19 protein-coding genes are annotated in these 19,533 nt (G+C 71.7%); 15 read left to right on the forward strand and 4 right to left on the reverse strand.

The genetic code is table 11. The features are described from left to right. Nucleotides 1-30: 30 nt before the first annotated feature. Nucleotides 31-558 (forward strand): GbsR/MarR family transcriptional regulator, encoded by a 528-nt coding sequence (locus tag ACFW2Y_RS00265; protein ID WP_384871197.1) that lies wholly within the window; start codon nt 31-33, stop codon nt 556-558. Nucleotides 559-674: 116 nt separating this feature from the next. Here ACFW2Y_RS00265 and ACFW2Y_RS00270 read toward each other — a convergent pair whose 3' ends face one another. Then, nucleotides 675-1,499, reverse strand: a complete 825-nt coding sequence (locus ACFW2Y_RS00270; protein ID WP_384871199.1) for a diacylglycerol kinase — start codon at nt 1,497-1,499, stop codon at nt 675-677. 143 nt (nt 1,500-1,642) lie between these two features. Here ACFW2Y_RS00270 and ACFW2Y_RS00275 point away from each other — a divergent pair, with 143 nt between their 5' ends. After that, the gene (locus ACFW2Y_RS00275) at nt 1,643-2,926 is read left to right on the forward strand and encodes an adenylosuccinate synthase (RefSeq protein ID WP_093875340.1); all 1,284 of its coding nucleotides are present in this window, start codon (nt 1,643-1,645) and stop codon (nt 2,924-2,926) included. A gap of 165 nt (nt 2,927-3,091) precedes the next feature. On the opposite strand, the gene ACFW2Y_RS00280 is transcribed toward ACFW2Y_RS00275, so the two are convergent. Both ACFW2Y_RS00280 and ACFW2Y_RS00285 read right to left on the reverse strand, forming a co-directional pair. After that, nucleotides 3,092-3,607, reverse strand: coding sequence for a hypothetical protein (locus tag ACFW2Y_RS00280; protein ID WP_384871202.1), 516 nt, complete (start codon nt 3,605-3,607; stop codon nt 3,092-3,094). After that, nucleotides 3,604-5,370: a substrate-binding domain-containing protein gene (locus tag ACFW2Y_RS00285; RefSeq protein ID WP_384871205.1), complete on the reverse strand. Its 1,767-nt coding sequence runs from the start codon at nt 5,368-5,370 to the stop codon at nt 3,604-3,606. The genes ACFW2Y_RS00280 and ACFW2Y_RS00285 overlap by 4 nt, the downstream gene beginning before the upstream one ends. Before the next feature lie 180 nt (nt 5,371-5,550). On the opposite strand from ACFW2Y_RS00285, the gene ACFW2Y_RS00290 reads away from it, so the two are divergent. From ACFW2Y_RS00290 to ACFW2Y_RS00315, 6 genes are all read left to right on the forward strand, one after another. Further along, a complete protein-coding gene (locus ACFW2Y_RS00290) occupies nt 5,551-6,492 on the forward strand; it encodes an NADP-dependent oxidoreductase (protein WP_384871208.1) in 942 nt (313 codons plus the stop codon). A gap of 199 nt (nt 6,493-6,691) precedes the next feature. Beyond that, nucleotides 6,692-7,342 carry an FMN-dependent NADH-azoreductase gene (locus ACFW2Y_RS00295; protein WP_384871211.1) on the forward strand — a complete coding sequence of 217 codons (651 nt, stop codon included), beginning with the start codon at nt 6,692-6,694 and terminating at the stop codon, nt 7,340-7,342. Nucleotides 7,343-7,580: 238 nt separating this feature from the next. After that, nucleotides 7,581-8,480, forward strand: coding sequence for a glycoside hydrolase family 19 protein (locus ACFW2Y_RS00300; protein ID WP_384871214.1), 900 nt, complete (start codon nt 7,581-7,583; stop codon nt 8,478-8,480). Between the two features lie 229 nt (nt 8,481-8,709). After that, complete coding sequence (locus tag ACFW2Y_RS00305) at nt 8,710-10,071, forward strand: aspartate aminotransferase family protein (RefSeq protein WP_384871217.1); 1,362 nt, start codon at nt 8,710-8,712, stop codon at nt 10,069-10,071. Between the two features lie 68 nt (nt 10,072-10,139). Further along, nucleotides 10,140-10,838, forward strand: coding sequence for a GntR family transcriptional regulator (locus ACFW2Y_RS00310; protein WP_384871219.1), 699 nt, complete (start codon nt 10,140-10,142; stop codon nt 10,836-10,838). Between the two features lie 124 nt (nt 10,839-10,962). After that, nucleotides 10,963-11,613, forward strand: a complete 651-nt coding sequence (locus ACFW2Y_RS00315; RefSeq protein ID WP_384871222.1) for a hypothetical protein — start codon at nt 10,963-10,965, stop codon at nt 11,611-11,613. Between the two features lie 97 nt (nt 11,614-11,710). On the opposite strand, the gene ACFW2Y_RS00320 is transcribed toward ACFW2Y_RS00315, so the two are convergent. Continuing rightward, on the reverse strand, nt 11,711-12,415 hold the full coding sequence (locus ACFW2Y_RS00320; protein ID WP_384871352.1) for an SLATT domain-containing protein: 705 nt from the start codon (nt 12,413-12,415) through the stop codon (nt 11,711-11,713). 266 nt (nt 12,416-12,681) lie between these two features. Here ACFW2Y_RS00320 and ACFW2Y_RS00325 point away from each other — a divergent pair, with 266 nt between their 5' ends. The 7 genes from ACFW2Y_RS00325 (at nt 12,682) to ACFW2Y_RS00355 (ending at nt 19,494) form a co-directional block, all read left to right on the forward strand. Further along, a complete protein-coding gene (locus tag ACFW2Y_RS00325) occupies nt 12,682-13,017 on the forward strand; it encodes a YbaB/EbfC family nucleoid-associated protein (protein WP_384871356.1) in 336 nt (111 codons plus the stop codon). A gap of 71 nt (nt 13,018-13,088) precedes the next feature. Continuing rightward, nucleotides 13,089-13,688 (forward strand): recombination mediator RecR, encoded by a 600-nt coding sequence (gene recR / locus ACFW2Y_RS00330; protein ID WP_384871225.1) that lies wholly within the window; start codon nt 13,089-13,091, stop codon nt 13,686-13,688. Nucleotides 13,689-13,735: 47 nt separating this feature from the next. Continuing rightward, nucleotides 13,736-14,404 (forward strand): DUF5063 domain-containing protein, encoded by a 669-nt coding sequence (locus ACFW2Y_RS00335; RefSeq protein WP_384871227.1) that lies wholly within the window; start codon nt 13,736-13,738, stop codon nt 14,402-14,404. Nucleotides 14,405-14,755: 351 nt separating this feature from the next. Beyond that, on the forward strand, nt 14,756-16,036 hold the full coding sequence (locus tag ACFW2Y_RS00340; protein WP_384871231.1) for an aspartate kinase: 1,281 nt from the start codon (nt 14,756-14,758) through the stop codon (nt 16,034-16,036). Beyond that, complete coding sequence (locus ACFW2Y_RS00345; protein WP_384871234.1) at nt 16,033-17,091, forward strand: aspartate-semialdehyde dehydrogenase; 1,059 nt, start codon at nt 16,033-16,035, stop codon at nt 17,089-17,091. The genes ACFW2Y_RS00340 and ACFW2Y_RS00345 overlap by 4 nt, the downstream gene beginning before the upstream one ends. A 262-nt stretch (nt 17,092-17,353) precedes the next feature. Further along, the gene (locus tag ACFW2Y_RS00350) at nt 17,354-18,085 is read left to right on the forward strand and encodes a SigE family RNA polymerase sigma factor (RefSeq protein WP_384871237.1); all 732 of its coding nucleotides are present in this window, start codon (nt 17,354-17,356) and stop codon (nt 18,083-18,085) included. 116 nt (nt 18,086-18,201) lie between these two features. Further along, a complete protein-coding gene (locus ACFW2Y_RS00355; RefSeq protein WP_384871240.1) occupies nt 18,202-19,494 on the forward strand; it encodes a hypothetical protein in 1,293 nt (430 codons plus the stop codon). Nucleotides 19,495-19,533 lie beyond the last annotated feature (39 nt).

A 19,533-nucleotide genomic window follows, 5' to 3' on the forward strand; every position in this document is an offset into this window, starting at 1 on the left:
GAAGTTAAGGAACCGTATAAAGTCTGGAGGATGAGCGAGATGACGACGACCGCCGGGGGAGACGGGAGTGCGGAGGCGCTGTCCCGCTTCGTCGAACGCCTGGCGGCCGAGATGACCGCCGCCGGCATGCAGCGCATGGCGAGCCGCGTCTTCGCGGCCCTCCTCACCTCCGAGACCGCTTCCCTGACCGCGGCCGAGCTCGCCGAGCAGTTGCAGATCAGCCCGGCCGCCGTCTCCGGCGCGATCGGCTACCTCACCCGGGTCGACATGGTCAGCCGCGAGCGCGACCCCGGCACCCGCCGCGACCGGTACGTCCTCCACAACGAGCTCTGGTACGAGACCTTCACCCGGCGCGACCAGGTCCTCGTCCGCTGGGAGAAGGTCCTCCACGAGGGTGCCGAGGCCCTCGGCCCGGACACGGCGGCGGGCCGCCGCACGGCGGAAACCGCCGAGTTCTTCGCCTTCCTGCACACCGAGATGCTCGGGATCATGGACCGCTGGCGCGCCCACAAGGAGGCGCGGGCCGCGGACGGGCCCGGGTCCGCCCGGGCGTCCTGAGCCGTCGGCTGACGGACGCCCCGCCTTCGGCCCGCCGGCCCCGCGCCGGTCCGGGCCCCGCGCCGGTCCGGGCCCCGCGCCGGTCCGCACCTTCGACGGTCGCCCGCCCCCCCCGCTCACCGCGTCGCACGGACCTCGTGGGTGACCTCCCGGGGCAGGGTCAGCCCCCACGCCCCCGCCAACACCGTCCAGGTGCGGCGACGGACCGGGCCGGTCAGCCGGCCGTCCGCGCGGTAGCGGAAGTCGGGGCCCGAGACCGTGAGGGTGCGGGCGGTCGCCCGCCGGGGCGGAGCGGCCTGGGGGCGGACGGTCACCTCGGCCGCGCCCGAGACGGGCCGGACCGTCAGCCCCTCCACGGGGGCGTCGACATCGGCGAGCAGCACCCCGTCCGCCTCCACCCGCAACCGGTGGGTGCGGACGGCCAGCGTCGCCGGGTCCGGCCGGACCAGCGTGCGGACCAGGGAGCGGCAAGCGTCCCAGACGGACGGGGCCGTCGGGGCCAGGGCGGGCACGGCCGGCACCAACAGGTCGCCCAGGACGACGCCGTCGCTGTCGTCGACGAGCAGGTCCAGGCGGCGCACGGCCCCGCGCAGCACCGCTCGGGCGGCCGTGGGCGTGGAGCGCGGCACGCCGAGCGCATGGGCCACCTCCAGGGTGTCCGGGGCGCCGATCGGCACGAGCGAGAGGGCCCCGTCGGCGAGGTCCCGTCCCTGGTGCAGCAGGGCCACCGTGCGCAGCAGTGCGCGGTCGTCGCCCAGCACCACGAGCCGTCGGGAACCGCGTCGGGCCAGGGCCCGGGAGAATTCTTCGGGGCCGTCCGGCAGGCAGATCTTCGCCTCTGCGCCGGCGGACAGCACATCCTTCGCGATCCGTACGGACTCGCCGTCACTTCGGCGGGCGACCGGGTCGACGATGACCAGCAGCTGGTCGTGATCCGACACCTCGGTCCTTCCTCGGGTAGCATCTTTGTGCAAGAGCCCCTTGCGCTATTGCGCCAGGGGCTTCGTCTATTCCGGGGCACACCGGTGAGGCGGCGTACGCCCCCTGACCTTGGACATGCCCCACCCGGAAGGGGTGTACGCCTGTGCCCGCACTTGTGCTGCTCGGTGCTCAGTGGGGTGACGAGGGCAAGGGAAAGGCCACCGACCTGCTCGGTGGATCCGTGGACTACGTGGTGCGTTACCAGGGCGGCAACAATGCCGGCCACACGGTCGTCGTCGGCGACCAGAAGTACGCGCTCCACCTCCTCCCTTCCGGAATCCTCTCCCCGGGGTGCACCCCGGTGATCGGGAACGGTGTCGTCGTCGACCCGGCGGTCCTGCTCTCCGAGCTGAGCGGACTGAACGAGCGTGGCGTGGACACGTCCAAGCTGCTGATCAGCGGCAACGCTCACCTGATCACTCCGTACAACGTCACCCTCGACAAGGTGACGGAACGGTTCCTCGGCAAGCGCAAGATCGGGACCACCGGCCGCGGCATCGGCCCGACCTACGCCGACAAGATCAACCGCGTCGGCATCCGGGTCCAGGACCTGTACGACGAGTCGATCCTCACCCAGAAGGTGGAGGCGGCGCTGGAGGGCAAGAACCAGCTCCTCGCCAAGCTCTACAACCGACGGGCCATCGACGCCGCGCAGATCGTCGAGGAGATGCTCCAGTACGCGGAGCAGATCAAGCCGTACGTCGCGGACACCACGCTCATCCTCAACAACGCGCTCGACGAGGACAAGGTCGTGCTCTTCGAGGGCGGCCAGGGCACGCTCCTCGACGTCGACCACGGCACCTACCCCTTCGTCACCTCCTCGAACCCGACCGCGGGCGGCGCCTGCACGGGCGCGGGCGTCGGCCCCACGAAGATCTCCCGGGTCATCGGCATCCTGAAGGCCTACACGACCCGTGTCGGCGCGGGCCCGTTCCCGACCGAGCTCTTCGACGAGGACGGCGAGGCGCTGCGCCGCATCGGCGGCGAGCGGGGCGTCACCACCGGCCGTGACCGCCGCTGCGGCTGGTTCGACGCGGTCATCGCGCGCTACGCGACCCGGGTCAACGGCCTGACGGACTTCTTCCTCACCAAGCTCGACGTGCTCACCGGCTGGGAGCAGATCCCGGTCTGCGTCGCGTACGAGATCGACGGCAAGCGCGTCGAGGAGCTGCCCTACTCGCAGACCGACTTCCACCACGCGAAGCCGATCTACGAGATGCTGCCGGGCTGGTCCGAGGACATCACCAAGGCGAAGACCTTCGCGGACCTGCCGAAGAACGCGCAGGCCTACGTGAAGGCGCTGGAGGAGATGTCGGGCGCCCCGATCTCGGCCATCGGCGTGGGACCGGGCCGCACGGAGACGATCGAGATCAACTCCTTCCTCTAGGCGACCGCGCCTGCCCGCCCTTCCGCCCCGGCGGAACGGCGGGCAGACGTCACGGGGGCGACGTCCGGGATCCGGGCGCCGCCCCCGCGGCCTTTCCGCGGCCGAGCCCTGCGGCCCGCGGGCCCGGACCCCGCCGGGGAACGCGGGGACCCGTGGAGCCGCGGGCTAGTCGCGGACGAACTCGGCCGGCTCCCCGTCCAGGTCCATCCCGTACAGGTGGAGCTCCTCCTTGCCTTGGTGCTGGACGATGCGGAGGTTGCCGGAGCCGTTCTCGGCGCAGTCGGGGTCCCAGACGTCCCGGTCGCGGGTCTCCGGGCCGATGACGAGGAGCGTGCCGGAGCCGCCGACGACGGCCGTGGAGATGCAGTCGACGTTCTCGGCGAGCAGGTTGCCCTGGTCGTCCATGCGCGGGTAGGAGTGCTCGAAGCGCACCAGGGGGGCGCCGATCGGGCCCTGGCTGACGGTGAGCCGGTAGGACCAGCGGTCGGGTTCCGGCTGGGTCACCGTGTCGGGGTCCTGCGTCCAGGAGCCGACGAGGGCGGCGGGCACGACGTCCGCTCCGGCCCTGACCCGCTGGAAGGTGCCGGCGGCGACGCCCGATCCCCAGGACACGACGTCGGCGGAGAGCAGTCGCAGGCTCTGGCGGGCCGCCGGGGTGCAGCGCTGGGCGGGGACGCTCACGGTGACCTCCGCCTCCCCGAGGACCAGTTCGCCGTCGGTGGCGGAGAGCAGGGGGGCCCGGCCGATGCACAGCAGCTCGCCGGTGACGTGGGTGTAGACGGCCGTCCTGGCGCCCGCCGGGCCCTGGGCGATCTCGATCCGCCGGGTCTCCTTCGGGGCGTTCGGACCGCCCTTGAGGACGCCTTCCCAGCTGTCCCGGCCGTCCCTGCTGTCCCGGCGGGCCCTCCGCCCGCCCCGCACGCCCACAGCCCCTTCGGGGTCCCGCAGGGCAGGTGCCCGTGGGCTCCGATGACGTCCTGGCCGCGGCCCGAGCGGAGGTACGCGAGGAAGCTGGACGTTAGGGAGTCGACCTGGGGCACGCCCCAGGTGTAGGCGTACTCGACCTCCCGGTACGGATAGCCGGACTCGCCCAGCTCCTCCACGACGGGCCGGCGTCCGTCGACGGCCACCCGGTGCAGGCCCTTCCGGCCGTCGGTGGCCCGGAGCTCGGCGTAGCCGATGGCACCGGGGAGTTCGGCGACGGTGCTCAGGACCTGCTCGGTGGAGTCGAGCTCGCAGCGGACGACCGGTGAGGCGGGGTCGTCGAGGGTCCGGCAGTCCTGGGAGGAGTTCGCGGGTTCGTTGCGGTCGAGGACGCGGCGCTGGAAGACCTGCCGGGTGCCGGAGTTGGCGTCCCGGCTGATGAGGAGCACGGGCTGGTGGACGCCGGGGACGAGCTGGCCCCAGTCGGTGATCTCGCCCCGGTAGATCCGGCGCACCTGCTCCAGGGAGAGGTCTTCGACGGGCACTCCGTCGTGGACGACGAGGGTGAAGAGCGAGACGGCGACGGCGGTTTCCCGCAGCTCCGGGAAACCGCCCGGCTTCTGCCCGTCGGAGAAGGAGATCACGGCCGGCGAGCCCTTCCCGGCCTTCGCTCCCGCCTCGGCGAGCCTTCTCGTGCCGGCGGTGGAGCCGTGCACGTCCACGGCCACCGTCGAGCCCTCGCAGTCCTTCTCGTACTGCCGCGCGACCTCCCGCAGGGCGGGGGCGAAGGCGGTCGACCCGGTGAGGGTGACCCGGCCCCGGGCGCAGCCGATCGGCGGTGGGGTCCGCTCGCTGACGATGATCGCGGCCAGGGCGATGACACAGGTGGTCAGGACGACGGTGACGGCCCGGGCGGTCGGGCTGAAGCGGGCGGGCTTGTCATCCGGGGAGGCGCTCCTGTTGCGCCGGATCTTGCCGCCCTGGAGGCTCCCGTCGATCTTGACGTGCTTGTCGGCCACCCCGCCGGAGAGCTGGACGAGCAGCTTGAAGTACTGCCCGCGCTCCAGGGCGACCTTGGGGACGAGGACCGCGTTGCCGCTCCGGCCGAGCGCGGGGGAGCGCTCCAGGTCGTCCCGGATGGAGTCCCAACCGGCCGAGACGGTGGCGACGACGCCCTGTACGGTCCGGTCACCGAAGGTGACCTTCAGCCCGTGGGGTTCGGCGGCGGGCCCGTAGTCCTCGGAGCCGATGTCGAGTTCCCGGTCGTTCTCGATGCGCAGGAGGACGAGGGTGGAGCCGTCGGCGGGCGTCGCCATGCCCACCACCTGGCCCTCCCGCACGGTCATGACCTCGCTGTCCCGGTTCTCCTCCCGGTGGAGCGGGGTGTTGAGCTGCACCCGGTAGCCGAGCCGCTTGCGCTGCGGTGAGAACCGGTCGATCCAGACGACGGCGAGCGTGACCAGGACACCGACGAGGGCCGTTCCCACGGCGATCACGTTCTCTGCGGTTATCCACTCCATGGCCGGGACGGTACGGACGCCCGTGCGAAGACGGGGGCGGCGTAGCGGCTCGCCACGTGGGCTTCGTCGTTCGTTCAGATCGTTCGGCAGCACCTCCCCGGGTGGACGGACAGGGGTTGCCGGGCGTCTGGAGCGTGGGTGTAATGGCCAGCAGGGGGCCTTCCGTCTGAGGAGTACCCCATGCGTGTCGTCGAAGTGACCGCCTACGGCGGACCCGAGGTGCTCAGTATGGCCCGCCGGCCCGAGCCCGAGGCCGGGGACGTTCCGGGCAAGGTGAGGGTGCGCCTGAAGGCGGCCGGAGTGAACCAGGCGGACCTGCGCATCCGCGCGGGGCTGTACGCGGACGCGGTCGGCGCGCTCAAGCCGCCGTTCGTCCTGGGCACGGACTTCGCCGGCAGGCTGCTCGACCCCGTGCCCGGGATGGAGCCCGGGACCCGGGTGGCCGGTTTCCACCCCTGGTTCGAAGCCCTGACGGGCGACGGCACGTACGCGGAGGTCATCTGGGCCGAACCGGAGTGGCTGGCCCCGGTCCCGGACGACGTGGACTTCACCGTTGCCGCTTCCCTTCCGCTGGCCTCCGCCACCGCCCAGCAGGGCCTCGACCGACTCGCGCTCCCGACGGGCGCGACGCTGCTGGTGACCGGCGCGAGTGCCGTGGTGGGCCGCTTGGCGGTGCAGTACGCCTCGGCCGCCGGGCTGCGGGTGGTGGCCGTCGCCCACGAGGGCGACGAGGCCGAACTGAGGGTCCTCGGCGCGGAGCAGGTCGTGACGCGCGGCACCCCGGAGGACGTGGTGGCGAAGGTGCTCGCGGGCGAACCGGAGGGTGTGGACGCGGTCTTCGACGGGGCGATCGTCGGCGATGCCCTGCTTCCCGTGCTGAAGGACGGCGGCGTGTTCGCCGCGCTCGCCCCGGACCGGGTGCCGGTCACCGAACGTGACGTCCGCGTCGAGGTCGTTCGGGCCGTGCCGGACGCCGCCAGGCTCGCGGAGAGCCTGCGGAAGGTGGCGGACCGGGAGCTGATCACCAGGGTGGCCGATGTGATGCCGCTGGAGGAGGTCGCGGAGGCCCACCGCAGGGCGGAGGCGGGGCACCGACCCGGCCGGATCATCCTGATGATCTGACCAGACCGTCCCGTCATCACCCGTTTTCCCTTGCCCCGAGCGACGCCCCGGACGTTGCTCGGGGTTCGGCGGTCCGGTGCGCGGGACGCGAGGGGCTTCGTGATCTGAGTCACGGTCGCTGGACCTCAACTTTGGTTGAGGAAGCAGGATTTCCCCTGCCTTCCCAGAACACGCACCGTGAGAACCAGGAGACGGACCCATGGCCACCCTGCTGCACATCGACACCTCCTTCAGCGGCGAGGACTCCCACTCCCGTGCCGTCACCGCCGCCTTCCGCGAGGCGTGGGAGGCGGCGCATCCCGGGGGTGCGGTGATCTACCGCGACCTCGCGGCCGACCCGATCCCCCATCTGGGAGCCGCTGCCCACTACGCCGGCGACACCGCCCCGGCCGACCGGTCGCCCGGGGAACGGGCCGCGCTCGCGCTGCGCCGGCAGTTGATCGAGGAGGCCGAGCGGGCGGACGTGATCCTGCTCGGTGCCCCGATGTACAACTACTCGATCCCCTCCACCCTGAAGGCGTGGATCGACCACGTCTTCGTCGTGGGGCGCACCGCGCTGACCGAGAACCCCTCGCTGGCGGGGAAGCGGGCCGTCGTCGTCGCCAGCCGGGGCGGCTCCTATCGCGAGGGCACCCCGCAGCACGGCAACGACCACGTCGAGGGCTATCTGCGGCAGGCCCTCGGCGGCGGCTTCGGCCTGGACGTCACCTTCGTCCTGCCCGAGCTGACCATGGCCCCCTTCGTTCCGGCGATGGCCGAGCTCGTCCCGCTGTTCGAGGACTCCCGCGCCGAGGCCCTCGCGACCGTCGAGTCCCTCGCGAAGGGGCTGGCGCTGCAGCCGGTCGCGTAGCGGTCGGTCCCGTCGGGGGGCGGGACCGCTCCGGGGCGGCCCCGCGGTGGACGCGGGGCCGTCCCGCGCTTCCGCGGCACCGGGGACGGCCCGTGGGGGCGGTGTCGCCACCGCACCCGTCCGCAGGGTCCCATCCGTTCCATGTTTTGGTCTAGACCTTGACAGGTTCAGACCAATACCGCTTCGCTGTGCCTTCCCGCCCGGAATCCGCCCGGACCCCACCCGGAAGGAAGCACGCATGCTGCGCAAACTGGTCACCCTGATGGCTGCGCTCTGCACGGCCGTCGGTCTCGTCGCACTCCTCCCCGCCGCCTCGGCCGGAGCCGCCCCGGCCTGCGTCGGCACCTGGAACTCCGGCAGCGTCTACACCGGCGGCATGACCGCCTCGTACAACGGCCACAACTGGTACGCCAAGTGGTGGACCCTCAATGAGCGGCCCGGCTCCTCCGACGTCTGGCGCGACGAGGGCGCCTGCGGCACCGGTGGCGGTGGTGGTGGCGGCACCGACCCGAACCCCTCCGGATTCGTCGTCTCCGAGGCCCAGTTCAACCAGATGTTCCCGAACCGGAACCCCTTCTACACGTACGCCGGCCTCACCGCCGCCCTCGGCTCCTACCCCGGCTTCGCCACCACCGGCAGCGACACGGTGAAGAAGCAGGAGGCCGCGGCCTTCCTCGCCAACATCTCCCACGAGACGGGCGGCCTCGTCCACATCGTCGAGCAGAACACCGCCAACTACCCCCACTACTGCGACACGAGCCAGCCCTACGGTTGCCCCGCCGGCCAGGCCGCCTACTACGGCCGCGGCCCCATCCAGCTCTCCTGGAACTTCAACTACAAGGCCGCCGGCGACGCACTCGGCATCGACCTGCTCCACAACCCCTGGCGCGTCGAGCAGGACCCGGCCGTCGCCATGCAGACCGGGCTCTGGTACTGGAACACCCAGAACGGTCCCGGCACCATGACCGCCCACAACGCCATGGTCAACGGCGCCGGCTTCGGCGAGACCATCCGCTCCATCAACGGCAGCCTGGAGTGCAACGGCGGCAACCCGGCCCAGGTCCAGAGCCGGGTCACCACCTACCAGCGGTTCACCCAGATCCTGGGCGTCCCCACGGGAGCGAACCTGTACTGCTGACCACGCCCCCCCGCAGCCGGGAGGGGCGGTCCGCACGACTGCGGGCCGCCCCTCCCGCACGCCGGCCCGGCCCTGGTGCCACGCCCGCTTCCCGGCGCCCTCCCGTCCGCTTCCCGAGCTCCTTCCGCCCGGGCGACGAGGCGGACCGGCAACGTGTCGGGTCCGCCGCGGTCTCGGTGGACAAGATGGCCATGGCCCGTCCCACCTGCGGTTCCTTACCCTTCGATGCATGACCCCTCATGTCGAACCCGATCCCCAGGCCGGCGCGGCCGTCAAGGCCGCCGACCGCGCGCACGTCTTCCACTCCTGGTCCGCACAGGGACTGATCGACCCGCTCGCCGTCGCCGGCGCGGAGGGTTCGTACTTCTGGGACTACGACGGAAACCGCTACCTCGACTTCACCAGCGGCCTCGTCTACACCAACATCGGCTACCAGCACCCCAAGGTCGTCGCCGCCATCCAGGAGCAGGCCGGGAAGCTCGCGACCTTCGCGCCCGCCTTCGCCGTGGACGTCCGCTCCGAGGCCGCACGCCTCATCGCCGAGCGCACCCCGGGCGACCTGGACAAGATCTTCTTCACCAACGGCGGAGCCGAGGCCGTCGAGAACGCCGTCCGCATGGCCCGGCTGCACACCGGCCGCACCAAGGTGCTCTCCGCCTACCGCTCCTACCACGGCGCCACCTCCACGGCGATCAACCTGACCGGCGACCCGCGCCGCTGGCCCTCCGACACGGCCTCCGCGGGCGTCGTGCACTTCTGGGCGCCGTTCCTCTACCGCTCGCCCTTCTACGCCACCACCGAGGCGGAGGAGAGCGCCCGGGCCCTCCAGCACCTGGAGGACACGATCGCCTTCGAGGGTCCGGCGACGATCGCCGCGATCATCCTGGAGACCGTGCCCGGCACCGCCGGCATCATGACCCCGCCGCCCGGCTACCTCGCCGGCGTCCGCGAGATCTGCGACAAGTACGGCATCGTCTTCGTCCTCGACGAGGTCATGGCCGGCTTCGGCCGCACCGGCACCTGGTTCGCCGCCGAGCACTTCGATGTCGTGCCCGACCTGATGACCTTCGCCAAGGGCGTGAACTCCGGTTACGTGCCGCTCGGCGGCGTCGCCATCAACGCCGAGATCGCCGCCACCTTCGACAAGCGGCCCTACCCCGGTGGACTGACCTACTCCGGTCACCCGCTGGCCTGTGCCGCCGCCGTCGCCACCATCAACGTGATGGCGGAGGAGAAGGTCGTCGAGAACGCCGCCCACATCGGCGAGAACGTCCTCGGGCCCGGGCTGCGCGAACTCGCCGAACGCCACCCGTCCGTCGGCGAGGTCCGCGGCACGGGCGTCTTCTGGGCCCTCGACCTGGTGAAGAACAGGGAGACCCGCGAGCCCCTCGTCCCGTACAACGCGGCCGGCGAGGCCAACGCACCGATGGCCGCCTTCGCCGCCGCCGCCAAGAAGAACGGCCTCTGGCCCTTCGTGAACATGAACCGCACCCACGCGGTTCCCGCCTGCAACGTTTCCGAGGCCGAGGCCAAGGAGGGCCTCGCCGCCCTCGACGCGGCCCTCTCGGTGGCCGACGAGCACACCGCGTAAGCACGCAACGGAGAGGCCCCTTCCGTCTGGACTAGGGTGTCCGGAACCGGACGGAGGGGGCCGAAACCATGCCCGCGAGCGGAGCTGTCACCCGCAACACCTTGCGACAGCAGATCGCGGACGCGCTCCGTGACGAAGTGCTCGCAGGCCGTCTCCAGCCGGGCCGGGAATTCACCGTCAAGCAGATCGCCGAGCAGTACGGGGTCTCCGCCACGCCCGTGCGGGAAGCGCTCGTCGACCTCTGCGCACAGGGCCTCCTCGACTCCGACCAGCACCGCGGTTTCCGGGTCCACCAGTACTCGGTCGACGACTACCGGCGCATGGTCGAAGCCCGGATGCTCGTCGTCGACGGCATCTTCCGCCGGTACGCGCCCGCGACGATCCCCGCCCCGGAACCCGAGCGGGGCATCGGGGTCGCGCTCGTCTCGGTGCGCCGCCGCGGCGAGGCCGCCGCCCGCGCCGCCCGCGCCGGTGACCTCGACGTCCTCATCGGCTACGACATCCGCTACTGGCGCGAGCTGGGTCGGCTGGTCGCCGCCAACGACTACATCGCCGACTTCCTCCACCGGCTCCGCGTCCAGGCCTGGGTCTTCTCCGTGCCCCACCTGCGTTCCGAACGGGACCTCCTGGGCTGGCTCTGGGGCGGGCACGTGGACCTGGTCGACGCGATCGCCCGCGGTGACGCCGGGGCCGCGGTCCAGGTCGTCCGGGACTACAACGCGCACTCGATGGAATGGGCGGACCGCCTGGAGCAGCGGGCGCGGTGATCCGCACCGCGGCATCGGGCCGGGTTGAGCCCGGGCCTTCGGGGGCAGGTCCCCAGCGGGTGGGCCTCGCCGGCCCGGCCGACTACCCTGGCCGTCCCTGCAACTGACGGAGAGCGAGCCTCCCTTGGCCTGTGACCTGTGGCTGGTCCCCCTCGTCGACGTGCTGTGCCACAGCCCCGACAACCCCTTCGCGGAAGAGATCGCCGCCTACGACGCCGTGCTGACCGCCTCGGGCCTGCCGACCGTGCCCGTCTACGCGTACATGCCGGGGCTCTCCGGCGACGTCGCTCCGGTCGCCGGCTTCGACTACACCGCCCTGCACTTCCTGCGCCGCGCCTATCTACTCCAGATGTGCGGACTGCCGGTCGAGCCGGTCGGCGAGCTCGGCGGGGACTACGAGCAACTCCTGGAGATGTTCGAGGCGACCGCCCAACAGTCGCACCTGGTCTGGCACTACGACCATGCCGGCGCGTACGTGCCGGTGGACTTCCCGGTGCCGCTCGCCAGCGACGAACTCCTCGAGGGCGGAGGCCCGCTCGGCTCCTCGTACGGGCTGCTGCGGGAGCTGGAGTTCGTGGCGCCGGCGATAGGAATCGACCCGGCGAACCCGCCGGCGGCGCCCGAGCCGCCGGAGCGGCCGACCACCCTGGAGGAGCCGGCCGCGGCCGTCCCCCAGGACGACCACCCCTTCGCACGGGAACGGCACGTCTGGCTGGGCCTGCACGCGGCGGCGACCCGGAGTCTGGCCCAGGGATCGATGATCATCCTGAGCTGAGGCGTCGGGTTCCCCGGAGGCTTTCCGGCGGGCTCGGGGGCCGCCCCCCCAGGGGGGCGGGCCACGCCCCTAACCCGTCGGAGCCTCCGGGGCCGGTCTAACGTGCCTCCGGGGGGCGCTGGCGCGGCATGTTGGGACGCGTGCCCGGGGGCAGGGGGAAGCGACCCGAGGGGGGCGGGCTCTCCGCCCGGGGCGGCACCACGCCGACCGACTGGAGCGCCAGCGGCGCCGGACCCGAGCGGAACTCGACCATCCAGTCCGCGGTCTCCGCCCGGACCAGCTCCGTCACGTCCTCCGAGAAGCGCCGCAGCACCCCGAGGCACCGCCCGGCGGCCTCGCTCGCGGTTCCCTCCGTGGGACCCAGGACCTCGCGGACGCTCTCCGAGGCCCAGTCGAACTGCAGCGTCTGCAGTCGGCGCTGCACGGCCTGGGCCGTCGCCACGTCCCTTATCCAGCCGGACGTCAGTCCGAAGTACCGGTCACAGGCCATGCAGGCGGCACCGAGCAGCAGCGACAGATAGCCCCAGCCGGCGGTGCCCTCGGCGGCTCCGGTCAGGTCGAGCAGCGGGAGCGCGGCTCCCGCGATCACTCCGACGGCCGTGCCGACCCGCAGGATCCGGGCGCAGCGGCGCTTCCAGACGCGGTCGGAGAGGTACCACTCGACGGTGCGCAGGGCATTGCCCTCGACCCAGCGGTACAGCTCGTCGAGCCGCTCGGCCGGCTCTCCCCAATCGCCCAGGGGGAACGGCGTACCGGTCAGATCACGTTGGACGTCGCCCCCGGGCTGCCCCGGCGGCTGCATCTCCGGCTGCTGGCTCACCGGGGGACTCCTCTGTTCAGCTCAGCGCTCGTGTCCTTCTGTGACGTGCGGTGCACGTGGTGCCTGCCCTTCCTACCGCCGAATGGTGGGCGATGGGCCCGGAATCCCGGGATCTCCGCCCGCAAGAGGGTGTTGATCAGGTAGAGGAGCCCGCAGTTTCTCACTCGAAAGTGTTGCGTCGGCACCCCGGTCGGCAAGCACGTAGGCTCGGCGTACCGACGTCCGAAGACCCGTAGGAGTGAGTGACCGTGATCCCCGGTGGTGGCCAGCCCAACATGCAGCAGCTTCTCCAGCAGGCCCAGAAGATGCAGCAGGACCTCGCCCGGGCCCAGGCGGAGCTCGCCGCGACCGAGGTGGACGGCCAGGCGGGCGGCGGTCTGGTCAAGGCCACCGTCACCGGTTCCGGTGAGCTGCGCGGCCTGGTGATCGACCCCAGGGCCGTCGACCCGGAGGACACGGAGACGCTGGCCGACCTGGTCCTGGCCGCCGTCCAGGCCGCCAACGAGAACGCCCAGCAGCTCCAGCAGGCGAAGCTCGGCCCGCTGGCGCAGGGCATGGGCGGGATGCCGGGCCTGGGCTTCTGACCCGTACACCTTCTAAGGCTGGTTTCCAGCCACTACCGTAGGAATCAAGCACCTCCGAGAAGGGCGTTCCGTTGTACGAAGGCGTGGTTCAGGACCTCATCGACGAACTGGGCAGATTGCCCGGCGTCGGTCCCAAGAGCGCGCAGCGGATCGCCTTCCACGTCCTCCAGGCCGAGCCCACCGACGTCCGGCGGCTCGCACAGGCGCTCCTGGAGGTCAAGGAGAAGGTCAGGTTCTGCGCGGTCTGCGGCAACGTGGCGCAGCAGGAGCAGTGCAACATCTGCCGGGACCCGCGTCGCGACCTCGCCGTCATCTGTGTGGTCGAAGAGCCCAAGGACGTCGTGGCGATCGAGCGGACGCGCGAGTTCCGGGGGCGGTACCACGTCCTCGGCGGCGCGATCAGCCCGATCGAGGGCGTCGGCCCGGACGACCTGCGCATCCGCGAACTGCTCGCGCGGCTCGCGGACGGCACGGTCACCGAGCTGATCCTCGCGACCGACCCGAACCTGGAGGGCGAGGCCACCGCGACGTACCTGGCGCGGATGATCAAGCCCATGGGCCTGAAGGTCACCCGACTCGCCAGCGGTCTCCCGGTCGGCGGCGACCTGGAGTACGCCGACGAGGTGACCCTCGGCCGTGCCTTCGAGGGGCGGAGGCTGCTAGATGTATGACGACAGGGCCGGCGCGCTCCCCCGAGCGCTCTCAGGGAGGCTGCTCGATGTCTGACGCCACACTGCACTCCGTCACGCAGGATCCGGACGACTTCGCGGTCCAGATCGCCGACTCGATCGAGAGCTTCATCGTCGCGACCACCGAGGTCGCCAAGGGCGACGAGCCGGACAGTGCGGTCCCCTTCCTGCTCCTGGAGGTCTCCCAGCTGCTCCTCGCGGGCGGCCGGCTCGGTGCGCACGAGGACATCGTCCCCGACGAGCGGTACGAACCGGACACGGGCCCGGAGCCGGACGTGGACGAGCTGAGGGAGCGGTTCGCGGTCATCCTGGACCCGGTCGACGTCTTCTCCGAGGTCTTCGACCCCTACGAGCCGCGCAAGGCCCCCGTTCCGGCCCGGATCTCCGACAACCTCGCCGACATCATCACCGACCTGCGCCACGGCCTCGCCCACTACCGGGCGGGCCGTACCAGCGAGGCGCTGTGGTGGTGGCAGTTCTCGTACTTCTCCAACTGGGGTCCCACCGCCTCGGCCACCCTCCGCGCCCTCCAGTCCCTCGTGGCCCACGTCCGCCTCGACCAGCCGCTCGCGGCCCTCGACGGCCTCGACACGGACGAGGACCTCACCGAGGACGATCTCGCGGAGGAGGCGGGCCGCGTCATGCTGGAGGAGATCGCCGCCCCGCTGGGCCTGCGCGCCCGCACCGTCCGGAAGTAGCGGACCGCAAGGCCCGGACCCCGCCCGGGGCGGGGTCCGACACGCGCGTCCCGGCCCCTCGGCCCCCATCGCCCATCCGGCGGCGGGGGCCGGCGCCGTTCATCCGCCCGGCCGGTCACCGGTACGGCCTCCGCGGGCCGGTGCGAAGGGCCCTCGACGCCTCCGGTCGTGGCGAACCCGCGGCCGGGGGCCGGGCCCGGGAAACGGTCCGATGTTCGGAAGATCGGCTCATGTGATCACTCTCCGAGCACCTCATCTCAGCATGCGATATCACGCTGGCGTTTCCGGGGCCCTCGATAAACTGAGGCGATCGCAGCGCCGGCTGCGGCACAAACTGAGCGAGGAGCGCACGTGGGCCTTGTCGTGCAGAAGTACGGAGGCTCCTCCGTTGCCGATGCCGAAGGCATCAAGCGCGTCGCCAAGCGGATCGTGGACGCCAAGAAGAACGGCCACCAGGTGGTCGTCGTGGTTTCCGCGATGGGCGACACGACGGACGAGTTGATCGATCTCGCCGAGCAGGTATCCCCGATCCCTGCCGGGCGTGAATTCGACATGCTGCTGACCGCCGGAGAGCGGATCTCCATGGCCCTGCTGGCCATGGCGATCAAAAACCTGGGCCACGAGGCCCAGTCGTTCACGGGCAGCCAGGCCGGTGTCATCACCGACTCGGTTCACAACAAAGCGCGCATCATCGATGTCACACCGGGGCGCATCCGCACCGCCCTCGACGAGGGCAACATCGCCATCGTCGCGGGCTTCCAGGGCGTGTCCCAGGACAAGAAGGACATCACCACGCTGGGCCGCGGCGGCTCCGACACCACCGCCGTGGCGCTCGCCGCGGCGCTCGACGCCGAGGTCTGCGAGATCTACACGGACGTCGACGGCGTCTTCACCGCCGACCCGCGCGTGGTGAAGAAGGCGAAGAAGATCGACTGGATCTCCTTCGAGGACATGCTGGAGCTCGCCGCCTCGGGCTCCAAGGTGCTGCTGCACCGCTGCGTCGAGTACGCACGCCGCTACAACATCCCGATCCACGTCCGCTCCTCCTTCTCGGGGCTGCAGGGCACCTGGGTCAGCAACGAACCGCTCTCCGACGCAAAGGACCAGAAGGTGGAGCAGGCCATCATCTCGGGTGTCGCCCACGACACCTCGGAGGCGAAGATCACCGTCGTCGGCGTGCCGGACAAGCCGGGCGAGGCCGCGGCCATCTTCCGCGCCGTCGCCGACGCCGAGATCAACATCGACATGATCGTGCAGAACGTGTCCGCCGCCTCCACCGGTCTGACGGACATCTCCTTCACCCTTCCCAAGGCCGAGGGCCACAAGGCGATCGAGGCCCTGGAGAAGGCGAAGGTCGCGATCGGCTTCGACTCGCTCCGCTACGACGACCAGATCGGCAAGATCTCCCTGGTCGGCGCGGGAATGAAGACCAACCCCGGCGTCACCGCGGACTTCTTCCGCGCGCTGTCCGACGCGGGCGTGAACATCGAGCTGATCTCCACCTCCGAGATCCGCATCTCGGTCGTCACCCGCGCCGACGACGTCAACGAGGCCGTGCGCGCCGTCCACACCGCCTTCGGCCTGGACAGCGACTCGGACGAGGCCGTCGTCTACGGAGGCACCGGTCGATGACGCCGAAGCCGACGCTCGCGGTCGTCGGTGCGACCGGAGCCGTCGGCTCGGTGATGCTCCAGATGCTCACGCACCACGCGGACGTCTGGGGTGAGATCCGTCTCCTCGCCTCCTCCCGTTCGGTCGGCCTCAAGGCCTCCGTGCGGGGGGAGGAGTGCGAGGTCCTCGCACTGAGCGAGGAGAACCTGGAGGACGTCGACCTCGCCCTCCTCCTCGTGCCCGATGCCGTCGCGGAGCAGTGGGCACCGATCGCCGCCGCCAAGGGCGCCGTCGTCGTGGACACCTCCGCGACCTTCCGGGACGATCCCGACGTGCCGCTCGTCGTCCCCGAGATCAATGCGCACGCGGCCCGCGTCCGTCCTCGGGGCATCGTCGCGAGCCCCGGCTGCACCACCCTTGCGCTGATCGTCGCCGTGGGCGCCCTGCACGCCGAGTTCGGCCTCTCCGAACTGGTCGTCACCGCCCAGCAGGCCGCCGGTGGGGCCGGCGCCGGGCAGGCGGGCGTGGACGCGCTCCGCGCCCAGCTCGGCCTGGTGGCCGGCGACGGAGACCTGGGCACCCATCCCGGAGACGTGCGCCGCGTCGTCGGGGAGAACACCGGACCTTTTCCCGGCCCCCTCGCCCTCAACGTCCTGCCCTGGGCGGGCACCCCCGGCTCCGACGGAGCCTCCTCAGAGGAGGAACACGTCCGCGACGAGACCCGCCGGATCCTCGACCTCCCCGCCCTGCGGATCGCCGCCACCTGTGTCCGGGTGCCCGTCGTGACGGGCCACTCCGTCTCGGTGCACGCCCGTTTCGAACGCCCCGTTCCGGTCGGGCGCGCCCACGAGGTCCTGGCCACCTCGCCCGGCGTCGTGCTCTACGACGACCCGGCAGCGGGCGACTTCCCCACACCCGTGGACGTCGTCGGCACCGACCCCGTCTGGGCCGGTCGGGTCAGGCGTTCCATGGACGACGAGAAGGCGCTCGACTTCTTCGTCTGCGCCGACAACCTCCGCAAGGGCGCCGCCCTCAACGCGCTCCAGATCGCCGAATCGATCGCCACGACTTTGTAGGATCGGTGCACGTCCTGTGAGCAAAAAGGCGTCAAATAGCTCTTGAACTGCGGCGATGCCGTGTTCGACGATGCACTTCCCCCGTGCCGCAACCAGAGTCGGGCGGGGCGCGTCTCTGCGCGCACCCACAACCGTGTGGCGCAGGACACGCTGAAAACGGGGGCATCGGGGGAGAACGGTTACGCATGAGGACGAACGGATCGTCGTCGAAAAGCGTGGCGGACGCGTACAACCCTTTGGGGGGGACGCGTGTCCAACAGGCGTGGCAGAGGTACTCGACATCGCGACCATCGCCCCGCTGCGCCGCGCGGGCACGGCGGTGCTCCCCGTGCGGAGCGGCGCCGTCGGCCCCGTGCGCGGTTCCGCGGTCCGGCCGTCCCGGCGCCCGCGCGCATTCGGCGGCATGCCGGTGATCGCCCCCGTGCCCACCGAATCCCGCACCGTCGGGGCGGACGGCATCCCCGGGCCCCGGAAGAGCGCCGAGACGGCCGCACCGGCCACCGGCACCACCGTCGACCACCTGACGGAGACCTACCGCGCCCATTACCGGTCGCTGCTCGGCCTCGCGGCGCTCCTCCTCGACGACACGGCCTCCTGCGAGGACGTGGTCCAGGAGGCGTTCATCCGCGTCCACTCGGCCCGCAAACGGGTGCGCGAGCCCGAGAAGACGCTCGCCTATCTGCGGCAGACCGTCGTGAACCTCTCCCGGTCCGCACTGCGCCGCCGCATCCTCGGCCTGAAGCTGCTGTCCAAGCCGATGCCGGACATGGCCAGCGCGGAGGAGGGGGCGTACGAGCAACTGGAGCGCGAGGACCTGATCAAGGCCATGCGCGGACTTCAGCGGCGCCAGCGCGAGGTGCTCGCCCTGCGCTACTTCTCCGACATGACCGAGGTCCAGGTCGCGGAGACGCTCGGAATATCCCTGGGCTCGGTGAAGGCCTACGGCTCGCGTGGCATCGCGGCACTGCGCGTCGCCATGGGAGCGACCACGTGAGCCAGCGATCAGACAGGGACGGAGTCGCCCACGAAGGCCGTGGGGGCGACGACGTCCCCGAGAGGCGTGCCGTCGAAAGCGCGCCCGAGGGGGATCCTGTCCCTGGCGCGGAGCCGGTGTGTGACATCGAGAAGCCCGGTGGCGCAGAGACGGTGTGTGGTACCGGAACGGCGCGCGCCGCGGAAGCGGTGTGTGACGGGGGCGCGGTGGGGGAGGGCGAGCGCGATGCTGCCGTCCCCGCCGCAGATGAGCAGGACGCCCTGGAAGAACGTGACGAGCTGAGTGGACAGCGCATGGTGAAGATCGAGCCCGGGCCCGGCGAGGGCGACGAGGAGCTCGCGCTGCGGCGGCTTTTCCAGGACGCGGTGAGCGGCCTGGAACCCTCCCTCGGCTCGCTGGAGCACCTCCACCGTGCCGTGCCGGCCCGGCGCGCCCGCAGGCGGCAGGTGGTCGTCGGCGCCGCTGCTGCCGCCGTCCTCATCGGCACGGCCATCCCCGCCTTCGTGCACGTCGCCGCGTCCGGCGGGATCTCCGCCGCCAACCCCGTGAACGCCGGCCACGGCGAGCAGTCCCAGGGCGGCACCGGCATCGAGACCGGCACCGAAGGGGGCCAGAGCACCAAGGCCCCCACGAGCAGCGCATCGCACGGGCCCGGCGACGGCGCTTTCAGCGCCGGGAAGGCACAGAGCCCCGGCACCGGTGCCACCGGCGGGGGCCAGCCGGATTCGCAGGGTGAGAAGCCCAGCGACACCCCGCGGTGCGCCGTCGACCAGCTCGCGGTCACCGCGGTGCGCACCGCGGCTCCCGGCAGCGGGGGCAGGGTGCAGGGCAGTTTCCGCACGGTGAACGTCTCGGACCGGAACTGTCTGGTCGACGGCTCGGGCATCGTCGGCTTCGAGGCCCGAGGGGCGGCTGACCCGGGGCGGATCTCGGTGGTCCGCCACACCGCGGGGGACGGCGGCAGCGGACTGCCCGACCCTTCGCAGGAGCTGTCGTCCCTCGTGCTGAAGCCGAACGAGGGCTACGAGGTGAAGTTCGTCTGGGTGCCGAGCGACACCTGCCCGAGCTCCCCCGTGACGCCGACGCCCACCCCGACCGCTCCGTCCGAGCCGCCGGTCACGCCGACCCCGACGCCCACCCCGACGGGCGGGACGGCCACGCCGGAGACGAGCGCGGGCACCAATTCCGGAGGCACGGGCACGGGCACGGGCACCGGCACCGGACCGGCCGCCGAAGCGGAGGACGGCACGGGCCTCGGCCCCCAGCTCGTCCTCGACGACGGGGCACCGGCCGAGGGCAGCGTTCTGGTCAGCCACACCGCGGAGCCGGGTGGGCCGATGGCCGCGGCGACCATTCCGAACGCCTGCTCCGGGACCATCTACCGGACCGGGGTCCTGGCCGCCTCGTGAGCGCAGCGACCCCCGCCCCCACCGGGGCGGGGCCCTGCC

The organism is Streptomyces sp. NPDC058877 (assembly GCF_042742855.1).
GTDB lineage: Bacteria > Actinomycetota > Actinomycetes > Streptomycetales > Streptomycetaceae > Streptomyces.

Bases quoted from the DNA above. Each gene is read 5' to 3' on its own strand.
- ACFW2Y_RS00295 (WP_384871211.1), top strand. From the start codon at position 6,692: ATGGCCACCCTGCTGCACATCGACACCTCCTTCAGCGGCGAGGACTCC.
- ACFW2Y_RS00335 (WP_384871227.1), top strand. From the start codon at position 13,736: ATGTCTGACGCCACACTGCACTCCGTCACGCAGGATCCGGACGACTTC.
- ACFW2Y_RS00310 (WP_384871219.1), top strand. From the start codon at position 10,140: ATGCCCGCGAGCGGAGCTGTCACCCGCAACACCTTGCGACAGCAGATC.
- ACFW2Y_RS00305 (WP_384871217.1), top strand. From the start codon at position 8,710: ATGACCCCTCATGTCGAACCCGATCCCCAGGCCGGCGCGGCCGTCAAG.
- ACFW2Y_RS00290 (WP_384871208.1), top strand. From the start codon at position 5,551: ATGCGTGTCGTCGAAGTGACCGCCTACGGCGGACCCGAGGTGCTCAGT.
- ACFW2Y_RS00300 (WP_384871214.1), top strand. From the start codon at position 7,581: ATGCTGCGCAAACTGGTCACCCTGATGGCTGCGCTCTGCACGGCCGTC.
- ACFW2Y_RS00285 (WP_384871205.1), bottom strand. From the start codon at position 5,370: ATGGAGTGGATAACCGCAGAGAACGTGATCGCCGTGGGAACGGCCCTC.
- ACFW2Y_RS00265 (WP_384871197.1), top strand. From the start codon at position 31: ATGAGCGAGATGACGACGACCGCCGGGGGAGACGGGAGTGCGGAGGCG.
- ACFW2Y_RS00320 (WP_384871352.1), bottom strand. From the start codon at position 12,415: ATGCAGCCGCCGGGGCAGCCCGGGGGCGACGTCCAACGTGATCTGACC.
- ACFW2Y_RS00345 (WP_384871234.1), top strand. From the start codon at position 16,033: ATGACGCCGAAGCCGACGCTCGCGGTCGTCGGTGCGACCGGAGCCGTC.